Source organism: Eubacterium sp. AF34-35BH (genome assembly GCF_003477765.1).
Lineage (GTDB): Bacteria > Bacillota > Clostridia > Lachnospirales > Lachnospiraceae > Eubacterium_G.
Genome location: NZ_QUDZ01000004.1, coordinates 104,241 through 122,436, shown reverse-complemented (window position 1 = coordinate 122,436; position 18,196 = coordinate 104,241). Strand labels below are relative to the sequence as shown.

The following is an 18,196-nucleotide window of genomic DNA, read 5'->3' as shown; positions in this document are numbered from 1 at the left end:
ATTTTTATAAATCAAATTAATTTGCAAGAAACATATTTTCTGCAAATATACCGTATCCTTTTGTAGAGTCGTTGACTAATACATGTGTTACTGCTCCTATTATTTTTCCGTCCTGTTCAATAGGACAACCACTCATGCCCTGAACAATTCCATTTGTCTTTTTTAATAAATTCTTATCGGTAATCTTAACAATCATATTTTTTTCTTTATTTGTTCTACTTACTTTTAAGATTTCTATATTGTACCAAGTGGCTTTATTGTCCCAAATAAGTTGAATCTTTGCTTTTCCTGTATGCACATTATTTCCTAATGCCATTTCCATTTTCTTTAATTTGTATTTTTTTACAAGATTATATTGCATCTCGCCATTAATACCACAATTGTTATTAGACTTTATGGTTCCTAAATAATTTTCATTATTGTATATAATGCTTCCCAGAAGACCACCCGGCTCTCCGTTTTGTCCCTTTTTAATTCCCCAAATATTTGCATTATAAATAGAACCATTTTTTGAGGACAAAAGCTTACCTGTATCAATGTCACTTATTCCATGACCTAGGGCAAAATATTTATTCTCATAAATAAAAGACATTGTTCCAATTCCCTGAGAATCATCTCTAACCCAGATGCCAAACATATAATTGCCATTTTTTGATTTAACAGGTTTTAGTTTCACTAACTTAATTCCACTATTTGATTTTATAGTAAAAACAACCGGTTTATTCTTATTTTCCTTAATCAAATAAACTAATTGTGCCTTATTACTTATTATATGCTCATTAAATTTTATAATATAATCTCCGGATTCAATTTTATCCTTGGCAGGATTTATTTTTTCTCCTTTAACATTTTCAAAACATCCACTACCAATTACCATCACACCCTGAGTTTTTAAATAAAGCCCTATAGGAAGACCAACAGGATAAACATAAGTTTTATCAATAACATTTACTTTTGTATTTTTTACAGGAAGAATCCCGAAAAGCTTATATTTTCCCGTATAAGAGCCTACTTTTCCCGTAATTATATTATTCTTGCCAGTAAGAGTTATTTTATCCTTTCCGGTAGATTTATTAATATTTAAAGAAACAGGGATCCCAAATTCATAATTAGCATTATCATTTGAATTAACAAAAATAGTATTTGGAAGATTTTTCTGTACATTCCAAATTACTGAAACAACTATTATTAAAACAGCAATACATATAGATGCAATAATTGTATTTCTATATATTTTTCTCATAACATAACCTCCAAATTACTAATTTCTTTTAAACAAATGTGCATCCCTAGGGGAACATTTATTTATGTAGCAAGAAATTACAGAAAATTTTCTTACGTCATAAATAAACAAAAGGAAGACTTTCGCCTTCCTTTTTAATATCTCTAATTTTTCAGTTTTAAATCAAGTAACTTTTTGTTCGTTCTGCCATTTCTTTCATTTCTTTTGCATGAGAAATTGCCGCCTCACTAACAGTACCATCACCATTAATTCTAACAAGTTCTTCTATTGACTCATCACCTGATAATTTCTTAATGTTGGTAATTGTACTATTATTTTCCAACTTCTTTTCAATAAGATAATGATTGTCTGCCATAGCAGCTATTTGTGATAAATGAGAAATACATATTACCTGATGATGCCTACTGATGTTTGCCATTTTTTCTGCTACCATAGTGGCTGTTTTACCACTAATACCTGTATCGATTTCATCAAAAATCAAAGTATCTATCTCATCTTCTGAGGCAAGAATTGATTTTATGGCAAGCATAATACGTGAAAGTTCACCACCTGATGCCACCTTATTCAACGGCCTTACAGGCTCTCCCGGATTTGTAGAAATCATAAAATTAACATTATCAAATCCATTATCCGTAATTGTATTACTTCTTTCAATACTTATTTCAAAATTAACAGCCATGAAATTCAAATCTATTAAAGATTTAGTTACCTGTTCCTGTAAAACTAAAGCTGCTTTTTTTCTTTCCTCAGATATGTCCAATGAAATATTTTCCATATCCAAATATATGGAATCAATTTCGCTTTTAATATTATTTATTTCCTCTTCATAATTAATTAATTCATCTAAATAATTTTGTTTTTCATTTTGATATTCAAGGATTTTTTCAATTGAATTACCGTATTTTATTTTTAAATGATTAATTGTATTTAATCTGTTTTCAATTTCGTTAATATAATTAGAATCAAACTCAAGACTTTCTGTATAATCTACAATGTCACAATCTAAATCCTTACACATGGAGTCAATGTCATAAAGGCACTCTTTAAACTGTGTAATCTTTTCATCATCAGACTTAACGGAATTAATAAGCGAAATAGCTCTGTTAATTTGCGAACCAACACCATTTTCATTTTCACAACTTATAAGCTGATATATGGACGAAAGTTCCACTGCCACATCCTTTGCGCCTGCCATTTTTTTATAAGTTGTTTCCAAGTCAACATCTTCATTTCCTTTTAAATCAGCCTGTTCTATTTCATCTACTTCAAATTTGGCAAATTCTATTTCTCGGGCTCTTTGTGCCTCATCCATAGAATATTCATCTAATTTTTGTTTTAATTTTTTATAATTATTATTTAATTCTTTTAAATGAGCTAACTTATCTTCTATTTTGTCCTTTGCAAATTTATCTAAAATTTCAAGATGTTTTGCAGGATATAATAATGATTGATGATCATGTTGACCATGTATATCGATTAACATTTCCATAATGGTTTTAAGAGTTTTAACATTAACTGTTTCACCATTAATTTTTGAAACACTTCTGGACTCCGTTATTTTTCTTGAAACAGTAATAATATTGTCATCATCAACAAAAATATCCATATTTCTGATAAAATCGGCTTGTTCTTTTTTCGTTGAAAAAGTCAGCTCTACTAATGCAAAGTCTTCACCGTTTCTAATAATGTCCTTTGAAACCTTATTCCCCAGTGCAATATTAACGGAACCTAAAAGTAATGATTTACCGGCACCGGTTTCTCCTGTAAGCACAATAAGTCCATTAGAAAAATCTACGTCAACCTCTTTAATTAATGCCAGATTTTTTACGTGTAAATTTATTAACATATTTCCTCCTTTATGTGCTTCTCTCCATTTGTCCCACTAAGCAATTATTTCCGTAATAATTCCTTTAACCTTTTTTGCATTTTCCTTACTTGTTATTGCAAGAAAAATCGTGTCATCACCTGCAATACAGCCTACAATCTCATTAATTTCAATTGCATCTATTGCTGCTCCAACTGCCATTGCCATGCCTGCAATTGTCTTAATGACCAAAATGTTCTCTGCGCACTGCATAGAAACAATTCCATCATTTAAAACTCTCATGTATTTACTGTCATGTGTAATTGCCGTATTAACGGGCACAGCATATTTTTGACCACCGTTTACAGATGATGTTTTTATTAAATTAAGTTCTCTTATGTCTCTTGATACTGTTGCCTGAGTTACCTTAAAACCACTTTCAATTAATTTTTTTGCCAGTTCCTCCTGTGTATCAATATCATATTCTCCAATTAAATCTATAATTTTTCTTTGTCTTTTTGATTTCATAATTACCCCTACCTTAATTTAGTTTATCTTTTACTGCCTGTAAGAAGCTGCCTTCATCTAACTTAGCAATCTTTGTTGTTTTTTCAGACTCACTTATATTAATTATATCTCCTGATATTATTTTGAAAACGCCATCTCCATCAAAGGAAATCCTACGATTTTCTTCGTTTGCAATACGACTTTTACCAATTTTAACCTCTATATTATCGTGTCTTGACAAAATAAGACTTCTGTTTGCAAGTGTGTGTGGACATATAGGTGTTAGTATAATCATATTTGAATCAGGTCTTGCAACAGGACCACCTGCCGATAAATTATACGCAGTAGAGCCTGTTGGCGTTGATAAAATTATGCCATCTGCATGATAGTTACCTAATATTTCTTTATTAACGTACACCTGATAGTCAGTAATGGCTAAATCTCCACCTCTATGTATTACAATATCATTTAATACTGTTGATGAGTAAACCTGCTTGCCATCTCTTATAATTCTACCATCAAGCATCATTCGTGACTCAATATTAAAATCATCATTTATTAACTTGTCTAAAGATTCTTTTACATTGTCCGGTGAAATTTCAGCCAGAAAACCAAGCGTTCCTTTATTAACACCAACAAAAACAACATCTAAGTCTATAAAATCCTTTGTGGCATGAAGTAAAGTTCCATCTCCGCCAATGCTGATTATACATTGTGTATCACCTGGTATATCCTTACTTTTAAGAACTTTGTACTCCCCTGTGCTATAATCCACATTATCGATTAGCACACACTGGCAACCACTTTTTGTAATATAATCTAATATTTTATAAGAAATTTCCAGTTTATTATCTTTTAAACTATTTGTTATAACGCAAAACTTTTTCATGTAATCCTCTATTTATCCAATTCCTGATGTGATTTTTCCACAACCTCTTCAGGTATTATATCTGATAATTTTTCGCCTTGTTCTTTATTTGTATTCTGTAAATATAATAAATATTCGATATTTCCTTCAGGACCTTTCACAGGTGAAAAATCCAAATTAATAATATCAAATCCAATGCTCATGGCAAATGTTATAACACTTTCTATAACATCTTTATGAACCTTCTTATCTCTTACAACGCCTTTCTTTCCCACGTTTTCTCTTCCTGCCTCAAATTGTGGTTTAATAAGACAAATAATCTGACCATTTTCTGTAAGAAGATTTTTTACAGGTAATAAAACTTTTGTAAGTGATATAAATGAAACATCAATTGAGGCAAAATCTATAACATCATCAATATCTTCAGGTGTTACATAACGGATATTTGTTCTATCCATGCATATAACTCTTTCGTCCTGAACAAGTTTCCAGGCAAGCTGTCCATGACCTACATCAACTGAGTAAACTTTTACAGCTCCGTTTTGTAACATACAGTCTGTGAAACCGCCTGTTGAAGCACCTACATCCATACAGATTTTTCCACCTAACTGTACTCCAAAACAATCCATTGCCTTTTCTAACTTTAAGCCCCCACGACTTACATATTTAAGAGTTTTACCTCTTACTTCAATATTAACATCATCCTTAAAAAAAGTTCCGGCCTTGTCCTCTCTTTGATTATCCACAAAAACAATGCCACTCATAATTATTGTTTTTGCTTTTTCTCTTGAAGGTGCCAAACCTCTTTTTACAAGTAAAACATCTAATCTTTCTTTCATTATACTAACTCTTTAACCTTCTCATATATTTTTTTGCTACTAATGCCGATTTTTTCTCTTAATTCATCAACCAAGCCCTGCTCAACAAAACAATCCTCAATTGCCATGATTTTTACATTACAATCTAAACAGTTTTCCTGAACGTATGTGGATACTGCCTCGCCATAACCACCTTTTTTTATAGCTTCTTCCACTACAATGATCTGTTTATGTCTTTTTGCAACATATTCAATCATATCTTTGTCTAATGGTTTTATGAATCTTGCATTTACAATTGTTGGATTAATGTTTTCTTTCATAAGCAAATTATAGGCTTTTTCTACTTCTTCAAACATATTTCCAACTGCGATTATGGCAATATTATAACCGTCATTTACAATTTCACTTTTTCCAAGTTCAACCGGACTAGCCGTTTTTTTCTCTGCCACATAAGCTGTACCTCTAGGAAAACGTATGGCAATAGGACCATTATATCCCATTGCAAATTTCACAGATTCAATTAATTCCTTTGTATCTTTTGGAGCAATTATTGTTAAATTAGGAATTGCTGACATAAAAGATACATCAAATATTCCCTGATGTGTTTCTCCATCCTGACCTACCAGACCTGCCCTGTCAACAATCATTACAACAGGTAAATTTTGAAGACACACATCATGTAGTATCTGATCATAAGCTCTCTGGTAAAAAGATGAATAAATTGAAACAACAGGTTTATAGCCACTAGCTGCAAGTCCTGCCGCAAAAGTTACTGCATGTTCCTCAGCTATACCTACATCAAAAAATCTGTCAGGATATTCTTTTTGAAATCTTGAAAGACCTGTGCCATCAGGCATTGCTGCTGTAATAGCTAATATTTTTTTATTTTTCTTAGCCAATTTAACTAATGTTCTTGAAAAAACTTCTGTGTAAGACATTGTTCCTGCAGATGAAGACTTTACTTCCTCTCCTGTTTCAACATCAAACTTTCCTATACCATGGAATTTTGATGGATTATTTTGCGCAGGTAAATATCCTTTTCCCTTTGTTGTTTTTACATGTATAACAATTGGATGGTCTATTTTTAAGGCATTTTTAAAAATACTAATCATTCCATTAATATCGTGTCCATTAACGGGTCCAATATATGTGATTCCTAAATCATCAAACAAACCACCTGGTATAATAAAGTTCTTAATATTATCTTTCGTTTTCTTTACTTTTTTAACTATTTTTTTACCGATTTTTGGAATTTTGCTTAAAGATGTTTCAACATCTTCCTTCAGGTAATTGTAGTGTTCTCCAACTCTTAACTTATTTAAATAGTTTGACATACTGCCAACATTTTGAGAAATAGACATATTGTTGTCATTTAAAATAATTACAAAATTCTTTCCTAAACTTGCAACATTATTAAGAGCTTCCAAAGCCATACCACCGGTAAGTGCTCCATCACCAATAACCGCCACAACCTTATTATTGTTATTATTAAGCTTATTTGCCATAGCCATACCAAGCGCCGCAGATATTGATGTTGAGCTGTGCCCTGTGTCAAAAGAATCAGTATCGCTTTCGTGTCGTTTTGGAAAACCACTTATACCATCAAGCTGTCTTAATGTATCAAACTGTTCCTTACGACCTGTTAAAATTTTATGTGTGTATGACTGATGACCTACATCCCATACAATTTTATCCTGTGGAAAATTTAAAACTGCATGCAAAGCTATAGTCATATCTACAGTACCTAAATTTGACGCAAGATGACCACCTGTTTTGCTGACTTTTTCTATTAAAAAACTTCTTATTTCTTCAGCCAAAATAGGATATAAATCCTTATCTATTTTTTTTATATCATTTTCTTTATTTATATTATCTAATATTTGTCCCATATTTCTTACGCTTTAGTTTTATTTTTTCCTATTAATTAATTTAATTATTAATTGTTTTAGGAAATCATTATTACCGTTAATATTATCTAAAATTTCAATTGCTTCTTTTGAATATTTTTCAACATCTTTTTTTGATTGTTCTATGCCACAAAGAGAAACGTATGTTGTTTTGTTGTTCTTTTCGTCACTGTGAACAGGTTTGCCTAAAACATCTGTTGTACTTGTTATATCCAAAATATCATCCTGTATCTGAAAGGCTATACCAACGTTTTTTGCTATTTTTTCTACATTTAGAATCTCAACTTCATTTGCCCCTGCAAGAATTGCACCTGCCATCATGGAAGCTTCTATTAAAGCTGCCGTTTTCAAATTGTGGATATACATAATTGTGTCCATATCCATCTTTTTATTTTCATTTATTACATCAACAGTCTGACCACCAACCATGCCGTAGACGCCTGCTTTCTTTGCAATTACACCCATTGCCTCTGCAGCTTTCATAGGCTCATCACTTTTTATTACAGCCTGAGACATAATCTCATAGGCCATATTAAGAAGACCATCTCCTGCTAATATACCCAAATCCTCGCCATACTGTGCATGTGTAGTTTTTTTGCCACGACGATATTCATCATTATCCATTGCAGGTAAATCATCATGTACCAAAGAATAAGTATGAATCATTTCTATCGCTGCCATAAAAGGATAAGCATTTGTAACATCGTCTTTAAACAATTTTGCCGTTTCCATTATAAGCATTGGACGAAGTCTTTTTCCACCTGCTTTAAGACTGTAATTCATTGCTTCAATAATTATTTTCTGTTTGCCTTCTTCTTTTGGAAAATAATTATATATAATATCTTCTACTTCTTTTGTTTTTAACTTTAAGTTTGTATTGAAATCGTTCATAATAACTCCTAAATGTCTGTTAAACGTTCTGCTGTGCTTCTTCATTTATTATTTTAATTTGTTTTTCAATAGTCTCTATCTGCTGATTGCAGTCTTTTATTATTTTCAAGCCCTGATTATATAATTTAAAAGACTCATCTAATGTAACATCTTCTTTTTGCATTGCTTCAATAATTTTTTCAACTTCATTAAAGTTCTGTTCTATATTTTTTTTATTTTCCATTATAAACTCCTTCAGTTATATCATAGGTTTTTGCTTTTATTTGTCCATCCTTAACAGTCAACATAACATCATCACCTACATTAACCTGTTTTACAGAATTAATTGCTTCGCCCTTATCATTAGTAAAATAAGCAAAGCCTTTTGAAATTTTATTTAAAGGTGATAAACCGTTAAGTTTCTCCGCATATATTGCAAGCATATGCTTTCTGTTAGTGAATAAACTATTAAAAGCATCATTAAGTCTTGTATATAATTCATCTGAATACTGTTTTTTGGTATTTAACTGATTAATTGGATTATATAGATTAAGTTTGGTCTGTATATATTTCAAATTGTTACGTGTGTTTGAAATTTTATTAACCATCTGAGATAGTAACAACTGTTTGTAACGTGTGATATTAAGTAAATATTCATTGTAATCAAATACAGCTATCTCAGCCGCAGCACTTGGAGTTGGTGCCCTTAAGTCTGCCACATAATCAGCAATTGTTGTATCAGTTTCGTGACCTACCGCCGAAATAATAGGTGTATTACAATCGAAAATAGCTTTTGCCACTATTTCCTCATTAAAAGCCCACAAATCTTCAATGGAGCCACCACCACGGCCCACAATAATTACATCTAGAGACAATGAATCTAAATATCTGATACCGTTTACGATATCTATTGCAGCCTCTGCCCCCTGTACAAGACTTGAATATAAATATAACTGCACATAAGGATTTCTTCGCTTTGTAATATTAATAATATCCTGTATTGCAGCACCTGTTTTTGCTGTGCAAATTCCAATTTTTAAAGAATACTTAGGAATAGGTTTCTTATACATTTTATCAAAAAGTCCCATTTCACTAAGTTCGTTTTTCAACTGTTCAAAACGCTGATATAGTAGGCCTGCACCTTCTAAGGTTATACTTTTTGCATATAACTGATATTTTCCATCTCTTTCAAAGACGTTAACGCTGCCTAAAACAATTACCTTCTGTCCTTCTTCTAATGTGAATTTCAAATTGTTTCTGTTACCCTTAAACATTATGGCTGAAATTACACCTGTCTTATCTTTCAATGTAAAATATATATGACCTGAAGAATGATAAGTTACATTGCTTATTTCTCCCTTAATGCAAATATTAGCCAGCATAAAATCCTGACTAAACATTTGCTTTATATATGTGTTTACCTGACCAACTGTGTATATAGACGGCATATATTATCTCCTAAAATAATTTTGCAAGAACACCATTAACAAATGATGGTGAATCATCTGTTCCGTACTTTTTGGCAAGTTCAACAGCCTGGTCTACGGCAACAGGCTTTGGTATATCATCATCAATATTCATTTCATAGTAAGCTAATCTAAGAATATTAAGGTCAGCTTTTGCCATTCTGTCTGTTTTCCATGATACAGCTACCTTGTCAATTTCTTTATCAATATCATCAGTTCTTGAAACTATATCTGTAACACGATTAATTATATATTCTTTATCTTTTTCCTTTATTTCTTTAATTTCGCCTAACTGTTCTAAATTCTCCATGTATAATCTGTATTGTTTTTGTAAATCTTCATCCTCATGGAACTCTGTACAATATAACAATTTAAAAACATATTCTCTGATTTCGGCTCTCTTCATATTTCCTCCACATATCTGATTATTAATTATGTTATTACGTTCAAAAAGGGTGTCCTAACAGACACCCTACGTTAATCTAAATTATTTTGATAAAACACTTGAAATGTTTACATTAACATTCTCAACCTTCAAGCCTGTCATATTTTCAACTGTAGTTTTAACTCTGTCCTGTACTTTCTTAGATACTTCAATAATCTTTTCGTTCATTCTGATAATAATTGAAACATCTACCATAACGCTACCTTCAGCTACATCAACTCTAACGCCCTTTGAAAGTTTCTTCATGCCAAGTTTTGCAACAATCTCTGATGTGATATTACCAGCCATACCAACAACACCATCAACTTCTAAAGCTGCCATTGCTGAAATAACTGCAAGTACATCATCACTAATATGAACATCTCCTAATTCTGATTTTTCGTTTATTCTATATGTGTTTCTTACATCTTCCATTTCAAACCTCCTACCTTAAGGATAACCTTATAAACTAACGATAGTATATCATTAATAATATAAATTTACAACCATTTAGGCAAAACAGAAACAGCCATCTGACAGGTACCACATTACCTTCAAATGGCTGTTTTTGTTTTTATAAATTTATTGAAGTTTCACTATCATTTCCATTATTGACTCAATATTTTCAAAATTTTCTTCAATCTTTTCTTCTGAAGGAATTTCGATGTCAAAATTGTTTTCCAGCTCCTCAATAAATTCAATCATTTCCATAGATTCTAAATATTCTACAAGGTTTAAATTATTGTTTTCCACACTAATTCCCGGACTAATCATCTCCAAAATTTCAATAATTTCATCTCTCATTATTCATGCCTCATTTTATAAAATATTTTTTGTTTTGAAAATATACTTTCACGTATATAATTACCATACTATGAAATATAATTCAATTCTTTTTTATGATATATGAAAATAAGAAAAAATTATGCAACTTTTTTGATTATTTTAAACATTTTCCATATTAACGTTTTAATTTCCTATTCAACGTTTTTAAGTGCGTTGTCCATTGGTATCTTCTTAATTTTTTTAAACTGGGAAAATGCAACTATACCATAGCAGACGATTCCTATGATAAACATTTCAACATAAGTTTTTTGTTCCAAATATAAAGTTAGCCAACCATTATAATCTTTCATCATTTCAAAATAAATCTGATCAATAATTTCTGTTGATAAAATAAGGCTTATAATTATTGACAAGCCAACCATCCAGGTTGTTGCTGTTATATAAAGTTTACCGACTTCCCTATTATTGTAGCCTAAAATTTTAACCATTGAGATTGAATTTTTATTCTTCTCAATTATTAATTTTGTTAAAAGATAAATAAGTAAAACAAACAGACAAATTGCAAAAACATTTATAAGATAAAACATATTCCCCATTGAAACGTTTAGCTGTCTGGAGGTTTTGGTCATATCTTTTTCCGTTATTACACTTGCAACATCTTTGTCGTCAATGGACAATTTTTCATTTGAAAAATAGCCTGAAAAATAATTCTTGTCCTTATCAATTAGTGAATTTAGTTTATCTCTTGTCATAAATACCGAAAGACTACCTGGATAATTAACTACTCCGGCTACCTTTATTTTGTATTTTTTACCACTGTATTTATCTTTTAATGTAAAAGTATCACCTTTATTTATTTTGTATTTTTCTGATAAGCCATCGGAAATATACATTCCATTTTCTACGTTCTTTTTAAAATATTTACTGTCTTCTTCAATACCATACAGGCTTATATCCTCACTAAGAGAACGTCTGTTAATCTGTAAAGATGTTAAACTGTATTTTTCAGCATCTTTATTTTTTACCTGGACAGAATTCTTTAACACATATTGATTTTTTGCAATCATATTATCTACAATTTCATTTTGATAATGTGTTAATAAAGGATGCATCATCATACCAAATAACAGCATAATATTGGCAAACAAAATACCAACAAATAAAGTTATGTAATTACCTTTGTTTTGTAAAATTATTCTCAAACGGAATCTTGTAATAAACTTGAAGTTGGGTAATTTTAAAGCCTTTTTATTTTTCTTTCTTGTTAAATCCTTTCTGATAAACTTAAGTGGACTTATGGAAAGTTTAGACATTAATGTAATAAAATTAATTACAAGCATAATTATCAAAGGAACAACCGTAGTTAAAATAAACGCTTCTGCATTCCAAATTGTCTTATATTTTGTAAGACTGTAACTTCCATAATACATTCCTGCCGCAACATTTTTAAATATTGTATAGCCCAAAACATTTCCAATAATTGCAGCTATAAGCGAAATTATAATTGGAAGTGCCATATAATGTACTACCAACTGTTTCTTTGAATAGCCCATGGCTCTAAGTGTACCTATGGAAGTTGCTTCATTTACAATTGTATGATTAATTGTAACAGCAAATACAAATGCTAAAATTACAATTAAAATATATAAAAGCACAATCATCATAGAATGATCACTACCTATATCATCGCCTGTAAAATTAATAGCCGAATTTGTATATCTTGGTACATATTCATTAATTTCATTTCCGTTAGCATAAACTACTTTTGATATTTCCTTAACTAACTTGTCCGATTTCTTCTTTTCGTTTTTTTCATTTGCAGGTTCATTATTGTATTTCCATGCATAATCATAAAATGTATTTTTGTCAATGGCATCAAACTGTTCATCTGTAACAATTGCCACGCCAAACAACACAGCATCAAACATAAGATCTGTATTATTTGAAAATAGTGCACTGTAATCTGACAACGCAACTAAACCTGTAACTTTGTATTTTTCTTTTGAAAAACCAACTGTATCGCCTATTTTGATTTTATTGTTATCCGCAAACATTCTATCAAGAGCTATTTCGTTATTTTTCTTAGGAAGTTCACCATCCATTATGCAGATTTTATTTATATCTTTTCTGTTTTTAAACAAACGTAAAGTTGCTTTTTCACTTCCTGATAGTTTTTTGTCACTTTGTAACTCTTTATAAAAATTTTTATATATTTTTATATTATTTTTTTCTATTTCTTTTTTATCACTATCTGACAAATCATTTTTTAAAACAAAATGACCATTTTCAATATTGTATTTTTCGAAACTGTCATCATAAGTTTTCTTCATGCTTGAACCGGCAACAAGGAAACCTGATATGAAACCGATTGTTAATGTCATAAAAAGAAATATTGCTATATATTTTCCAAGTTCACTTTTCAACTCTCTTGGTAATCTTTTCAGTAAAGGACTTCTCATACCAATCACCCCCTACCAGTCAAGATCTTTAGCAGATATTTTATTTTCATTTTCAACTATTTTTCTTATTTGTCCATCTTTTAATTTAATGATTTTATCTGCCATATTTTTTATTGCATCATTATGTGTAACCATGATAATTGTATTGCCATATTTTTTGTTTACATCTTCAATTAACTGCAAAATATCTTTTGAAGTATTGTAATCGAGAGCTCCCGTTGGCTCATCACATAATAAAATATCAGGATTTTTTACAATAGCTCTTCCAATGGCTGTTCTTTGTTGCTGACCACCGGATAACTGATTTGGTAACTTATTTCTGTGTTCATATAAGCCTAAAGTATTAAGAAGTTCATCAATATCTAAAGGATTGTCACTTAAATATGCACCTACTTCAATATTTTCTTTTACATTCAAATTAGGAATAAGATTATACATTTGAAAAATATAGCCAAGGTGTTTTCTTCTGTAATTCGTTAATTCACCTTCGCTCATATTTGAAGTTTTTTCTCCATTAATTGCTACATATCCTTCATCGCCGTTATCTATACCTCCTATTATGTTAAGAAGTGTAGATTTACCTGAACCTGAAGGTCCTAACATTACACAGATTTCACCTTTAGCTACATTAAAATCAATTTCTTTTAAAACTTCTACAGAGTTCTCTCCCTGTCCAAAACTTTTCTTTAATTTTTTTACCTCTAAAAACACAATAAAAATCTGATTATCCGCTAAAATACAGTATCTATCAGCATTTTCAAGGAAACAAACTCATCAATTTACTACTTATTTACTACCAACGAATGAGCCTTGATACGCAAGTTTTCCTAGATATGCAAAGATATGGTACAGCACATCAGTATTGAAACAAGAAAAAATTGAATATTTCATAGACTATGGAACGCCTAAAATGACGTTCCTTTTCTATTTTCAGCCGTTCTTATTGGACGGCTATTTTATTACCCAAAATGAAAGGAGCATTAGATTTATGAAAAAGATATTAAAACGATTGTGTACGGGCTTCTTAGCTCTTGCAACTGTCGTTACTGCTTTACCGACTACACCCGTTCATGCAGAAAGTAAGCAATACTGGACGGAAAGTGCAGAGCGTGTCGGTATCATTGAAAAAGTAATGAATGACGGTTCTATTGGTTCTACATTCAATGAGGGCATGATGAAAGTTGAGGGCGAAACTGCCTATTGTATCGACATCAATACAGATTTTAAGAATGGCTACAAGACCAGAGCTGACGCAAGCTCACGCATGAGTGCCGACCAGATTTCAGATGTGGCGTTATCCTTAGAATATGTCAAACAGTATGGCGAAGCCCACAAGGAACTGAACTACAAACAAGTTTATCTATTGGAACAATGTGTAGTCTGGCAGAGATTGAGCGTACATCTCGGCTGGCAATGTGATAACGTGCGAGCTTCTTATGATGAAATTCCAAAGGCAACGCAGGACGAAGTTTTCTCTGGTGCAAGAGCCTTTGTCAAAGAAAATAAAGGACGCTATGAATGTGGAGGTTATATCTACTCTGGCGAGGGACAGGAATTAGGGCAATTCTGGGCGAAGTTGAATGTCGGAAATGCTACACTTCAAAAGACTTCCAGTAATACCGGCATTACAGACGGTAACGAAAATTACTCTATTGCTGGTGCAACATACGGTGTCTTTGCTGATAAGGACTGCACAAAACAGCTTGCCACCCTTACGACTGATAAAAACGGAAATACAGATGTTGTAGAGGTAAAAGCAGGCACAATCTATATCAAGGAATTATCCGCACCAGCAGGATATAAGGTAGATAAAACTGTATATTCCTTAAAGGTTGAAGCTGGAAAGACAGCGACTTTGAAAGTATCTGATACGCCAAAAGTAACGGACACTTTGATTGAGCTTTTCAAGATTGACATGGAAACACAGAAAAACAATCCGCAAGGGAACGCTTCTCTAGCAGGCGCGGAATTTACATGGAAGTATTATGCTGGCTTCTATAATAAAGACAATCTCCCTGCCGAAGCTACTCGTACATGGGTTACAAAGACAATCGCTGAAACAGACAGCGACGGGACAGCCCACTACATTACAAAATTAGCGGACGCATACAAGGTATCTGGCGACAGCTTCTATATGCAGGACAGCAAAGCGGTTCTTCCACTTGGGACGCTAACCGTAGAAGAAACAAAAGCTCCAAACGGCTACTTGTTAGAGGGTGCATATATGCAGGCTGGCGATAAGTCCGAACAGATAAAAGGCTTATATGTAACACAGATTACCGAGGACGGCGACCTTGCCGTATTATCTGGAAGTAACCAGTTTTCCGTATCAGACAAGGTTATCCGTGGCGGTGTCAAAATTCAGAAACGAGATTTAGAAACGGGCGATACCAAACCACAAGGAAGTGCCACTTTGAAAGATACTGCCTTTGACATCATTTCCTTAAATGATAATGCGGTATTGGTTGAGGGCAAGCTCTACAAGAAAAATGAAGTCGTAAAGACTATTCATACAAACCTTGAGGGTGTCGCTTCCACTTCTGCTGACCTTTTACCTTATGGAAATTTCAGTATCGCTGAAAGTGAAGCTCCAAACGGATATTTGACAGACGGTGCAAAACCGATTGATTTTGCAATCACAGAAAACGGAAAAATCGTGGACTTAATCGACGAAGCCCATTCTATCTATAATCAGATTAAGCGTGGCGATATTGAGGGCGTAAAAATCGGTGCAGGCACACACAAGCGTCTTGCTGATGTTCCCTTTAGGATCACAAGCAAGACGACGGGCGAAAATCATGTGGTGGTAACTGATGATAACGGGCAATTCTCCACTTCTGCTGACTGGGCTTCTCACAAGCACAATACTAACGCAGGCAAGACCAGCGAGGACGGTGTGTGGTTTGGAACTTCTGAACCAGACGACAGCAAAGGTGCATTGCCTTATGATACCTACATCATTGAAGAAATGCGTTGCAACAGTAACAAAGGCTTTGAACTTATCCCACCTTTTGAAATCGTGGTATCAAGAAATAATCTTGTGATTGATTTAGGGACTTTGACTGATGAATACGAAAAAGAAATCTCTATCCATACCACAGCAACCAGCAAGGACGGCGAAAAGACTATCCTTGCAGGAAAAGAGGTTACGATTGTTGATACTGTCAAATTAGACGGACTTACAAAAGGCACAAAATACCAGCTCAAAGGTTGGCAGATGTTAAAGGAAGAAAACGCCGAGCTTATCATTGACGGGAAACGTGTAGAAAACGATTATACCTTTGTCGCTGATGATGAAGAAATGAAAGTGGAAATTTCCTATACATTCAACGCGTCTGCTTTAGGTGGCAAGAACCTTGTTACCTTTGAGGAATTGTATGATTTAAGCAATCCAGACGAACCCGTAAAAGTTGCGGAACACAAGGACATTGAGGACGACGGGCAGACGGTACTTATCACAGAGCGTATCATCAAAATTCATACGACTGCTACCGATAAGGACGGCAACAAAGAGATTGAAGCAGGAAAAGACGTTACAATCATTGATACCGTAACCTTAGAGGGCTTAGAAGTCGGTACACAGTACAAACTTGTGGGCTGGCAGATGTTGAAAGAAGAAAATGCAGAGTTTCTTATCAATGGAAAACGTGTGGAAAGTGATTACACCTTTACTGCTGACAGCGAAAACATGAAAGTGGAAGTTGTCTTTACCTTTGACGCTACTTCCCTTGACGGAAAACAGCTTGTAACTTTTGAGGAATTATACGATTTAAGCAATCCAGACGAGCCGAAGAAAGTTACCGAGCATAAGGATATTGAGGACGAGGGACAGACGATTACTTTTAAGGAAAAGCCAGAAGAACCAGAGAAACCCGAAACACCACCGACACCGGAAAAGCCTAACAGACCTAGCGACAGTCCAAAAACGGGCGACAGTACAAATGTAATGGCATTTATCGTGATGTTGCTTGCGTCTGCTGGTGGACTGGCTGGAACATATCTTTACAAACTCCGTAAAATGAAAAAATCATAAGGCGGTAACGGTATGATGAAAGAAAAATCACGTTCTCCGCCGAAGCGGTCAAACGGCAGATTTTTGCTTATTCTGGCTTGTCTGCCAACAACCTGCAAGAACACGGATAGTCAAGGGTGCGTAAGCATTGATTTTACCCTTTACTATCTGTGGGATTGCTGGTACTTCCCAAACCGCTAGAATAAGAAATCACAATCAATTAACTTATCAATTATCAAAATAGAAAGAAACGAGGTAAAACAATATGGAAATGAAATATGTCGTGCCAGATATGGCACAGTCTTTTGGAACTCTTGAATTTGCAGGGGAAAGCGAGCCTATCTTTGAAAGAGATAAAAACAATCGCAAGGTCATAGCCAGACGAAGCTATAACCTTTATTCTGACATACAGAAAGGCGAAAATGTTGTGGTGGAAATTCCTGTGCAGGCTGGCGAAAAGCATTTCAAGTATGAGCAGAAAGTAAAACTTGTCAATCCGAAGTTATACGGCAGAGGTTACGCAATCGGGGATATGGGACATACCGATTATGTATTAGTTGCTGATGATATTGTAGCAGTTGAAGAAAAGTAAAGGAGTGGAAAATTTATGAGATTATCAAACGGGTTTGTTATTGACAAAGAGAAAACATTTGGAGAATTAAAATTTACAGCGGTGCGTGATGTGTTCTTGCAGAACGAGGACGGGACACCGAGTACTCAACTGAAAAAGCGTATCTATGATTTGAAGTGCAGTCTGCATGGTGGAATTATCCCCGTATCTGTACCACCAGAAGTACCGTTAAGGGAATTTCCTTACAATGCAGTTGTGGAGCTTGTCAATCCAGTAGCCGATACGGTATCAAGAAAAACCTATACGGGTGCAGATGTGGACTGGTATGTAAAGGCAGAGGATATTGTATTGAAGAATAAAAGCAACCAGAACGCAGGCAATACACAGAACCATACACCGCAGGGACAACCGAAAAAATAGACTTGCTGAATAGATTTTCGTTGTAGAGGATATACGGAACT

At 33.3% G+C, this 18,196-nt stretch carries 17 protein-coding genes; 3 read left to right on the top strand and 14 right to left on the bottom strand.

The window, feature by feature from the left end; all coding sequences use genetic code 11:
• Nucleotides 1-16 precede the first annotated feature (16 nt).
• From spoIVB to DWZ69_RS05725, 14 genes are all read right to left on the bottom strand, one after another.
• On the bottom strand, nucleotides 17-1,243 hold the full coding sequence (gene spoIVB / locus DWZ69_RS05790) for a SpoIVB peptidase (RefSeq protein WP_118436431.1): 1,227 nt from the start codon (nucleotides 1,241-1,243) through the stop codon (nucleotides 17-19).
• A gap of 157 nt (nucleotides 1,244-1,400) precedes the next feature.
• Entirely contained in the window at nucleotides 1,401-3,089 is a 1,689-nt protein-coding gene (gene recN / locus DWZ69_RS05785) for a DNA repair protein RecN (RefSeq protein WP_117999516.1), read from the bottom strand.
• 36 nt (nucleotides 3,090-3,125) lie between these two features.
• Nucleotides 3,126-3,575, bottom strand: coding sequence for an arginine repressor (gene argR / locus DWZ69_RS05780; RefSeq protein WP_117999515.1), 450 nt, complete (start codon nucleotides 3,573-3,575; stop codon nucleotides 3,126-3,128).
• Between the two features lie 13 nt (nucleotides 3,576-3,588).
• The gene (locus DWZ69_RS05775) at nucleotides 3,589-4,443 is read right to left on the bottom strand and encodes an NAD(+)/NADH kinase (RefSeq protein WP_117999514.1); all 855 of its coding nucleotides are present in this window, start codon (nucleotides 4,441-4,443) and stop codon (nucleotides 3,589-3,591) included.
• An 8-nt stretch (nucleotides 4,444-4,451) separates the two neighbouring features.
• Complete coding sequence (locus DWZ69_RS05770) at nucleotides 4,452-5,261, bottom strand: TlyA family RNA methyltransferase (RefSeq protein ID WP_117999513.1); 810 nt, start codon at nucleotides 5,259-5,261, stop codon at nucleotides 4,452-4,454.
• Nucleotides 5,261-7,129, bottom strand: a complete 1,869-nt coding sequence (gene dxs / locus DWZ69_RS05765) for a 1-deoxy-D-xylulose-5-phosphate synthase (protein WP_117999512.1) — start codon at nucleotides 7,127-7,129, stop codon at nucleotides 5,261-5,263. The genes DWZ69_RS05770 and dxs overlap by 1 nt, the downstream gene beginning before the upstream one ends.
• 18 nt (nucleotides 7,130-7,147) lie before the next feature.
• The gene (locus DWZ69_RS05760; protein ID WP_117999511.1) at nucleotides 7,148-8,038 is read right to left on the bottom strand and encodes a polyprenyl synthetase family protein; all 891 of its coding nucleotides are present in this window, start codon (nucleotides 8,036-8,038) and stop codon (nucleotides 7,148-7,150) included.
• 19 nt (nucleotides 8,039-8,057) lie between these two features.
• On the bottom strand, nucleotides 8,058-8,261 hold the full coding sequence (xseB, locus tag DWZ69_RS05755) for an exodeoxyribonuclease VII small subunit (protein ID WP_117999510.1): 204 nt from the start codon (nucleotides 8,259-8,261) through the stop codon (nucleotides 8,058-8,060).
• Nucleotides 8,251-9,465: an exodeoxyribonuclease VII large subunit gene (gene xseA, locus DWZ69_RS05750; protein WP_117999509.1), complete on the bottom strand. Its 1,215-nt coding sequence runs from the start codon at nucleotides 9,463-9,465 to the stop codon at nucleotides 8,251-8,253. The genes xseB and xseA overlap by 11 nt, the downstream gene beginning before the upstream one ends.
• Nucleotides 9,466-9,475: 10 nt before the next feature.
• The gene (nusB, locus tag DWZ69_RS05745; RefSeq protein ID WP_117999508.1) at nucleotides 9,476-9,889 is read right to left on the bottom strand and encodes a transcription antitermination factor NusB; all 414 of its coding nucleotides are present in this window, start codon (nucleotides 9,887-9,889) and stop codon (nucleotides 9,476-9,478) included.
• A gap of 81 nt (nucleotides 9,890-9,970) precedes the next feature.
• Nucleotides 9,971-10,342, bottom strand: coding sequence for an Asp23/Gls24 family envelope stress response protein (locus DWZ69_RS05740; RefSeq protein WP_022165603.1), 372 nt, complete (start codon nucleotides 10,340-10,342; stop codon nucleotides 9,971-9,973).
• A 147-nt stretch (nucleotides 10,343-10,489) separates the two neighbouring features.
• A complete protein-coding gene (locus DWZ69_RS05735) occupies nucleotides 10,490-10,711 on the bottom strand; it encodes a phosphopantetheine-binding protein (protein WP_022165604.1) in 222 nt (73 codons plus the stop codon).
• Nucleotides 10,712-10,884: 173 nt separating this feature from the next.
• On the bottom strand, nucleotides 10,885-13,152 hold the full coding sequence (locus DWZ69_RS05730; RefSeq protein WP_117999507.1) for an FtsX-like permease family protein: 2,268 nt from the start codon (nucleotides 13,150-13,152) through the stop codon (nucleotides 10,885-10,887).
• Nucleotides 13,153-13,164: 12 nt separating this feature from the next.
• Nucleotides 13,165-13,863: an ABC transporter ATP-binding protein gene (locus DWZ69_RS05725; RefSeq protein ID WP_117999506.1), complete on the bottom strand. Its 699-nt coding sequence runs from the start codon at nucleotides 13,861-13,863 to the stop codon at nucleotides 13,165-13,167.
• 277 nt (nucleotides 13,864-14,140) lie between these two features.
• Here DWZ69_RS05725 and DWZ69_RS05720 point away from each other — a divergent pair, with 277 nt between their 5' ends.
• The 3 genes from DWZ69_RS05720 (at nucleotide 14,141) to DWZ69_RS05705 (ending at nucleotide 18,155) form a co-directional block, all read left to right on the top strand.
• The gene (locus DWZ69_RS05720; RefSeq protein ID WP_113655961.1) at nucleotides 14,141-17,185 is read left to right on the top strand and encodes an SrtB-anchored collagen-binding adhesin; all 3,045 of its coding nucleotides are present in this window, start codon (nucleotides 14,141-14,143) and stop codon (nucleotides 17,183-17,185) included.
• Between the two features lie 244 nt (nucleotides 17,186-17,429).
• Nucleotides 17,430-17,756 (top strand): YdcP family protein, encoded by a 327-nt coding sequence (locus DWZ69_RS05710; RefSeq protein WP_008687121.1) that lies wholly within the window; start codon nucleotides 17,430-17,432, stop codon nucleotides 17,754-17,756.
• 15 nt (nucleotides 17,757-17,771) lie between these two features.
• On the top strand, nucleotides 17,772-18,155 hold the full coding sequence (locus DWZ69_RS05705; protein ID WP_008687119.1) for a YdcP family protein: 384 nt from the start codon (nucleotides 17,772-17,774) through the stop codon (nucleotides 18,153-18,155).
• The last annotated feature ends 41 nt before the right edge of the window (nucleotides 18,156-18,196 follow it).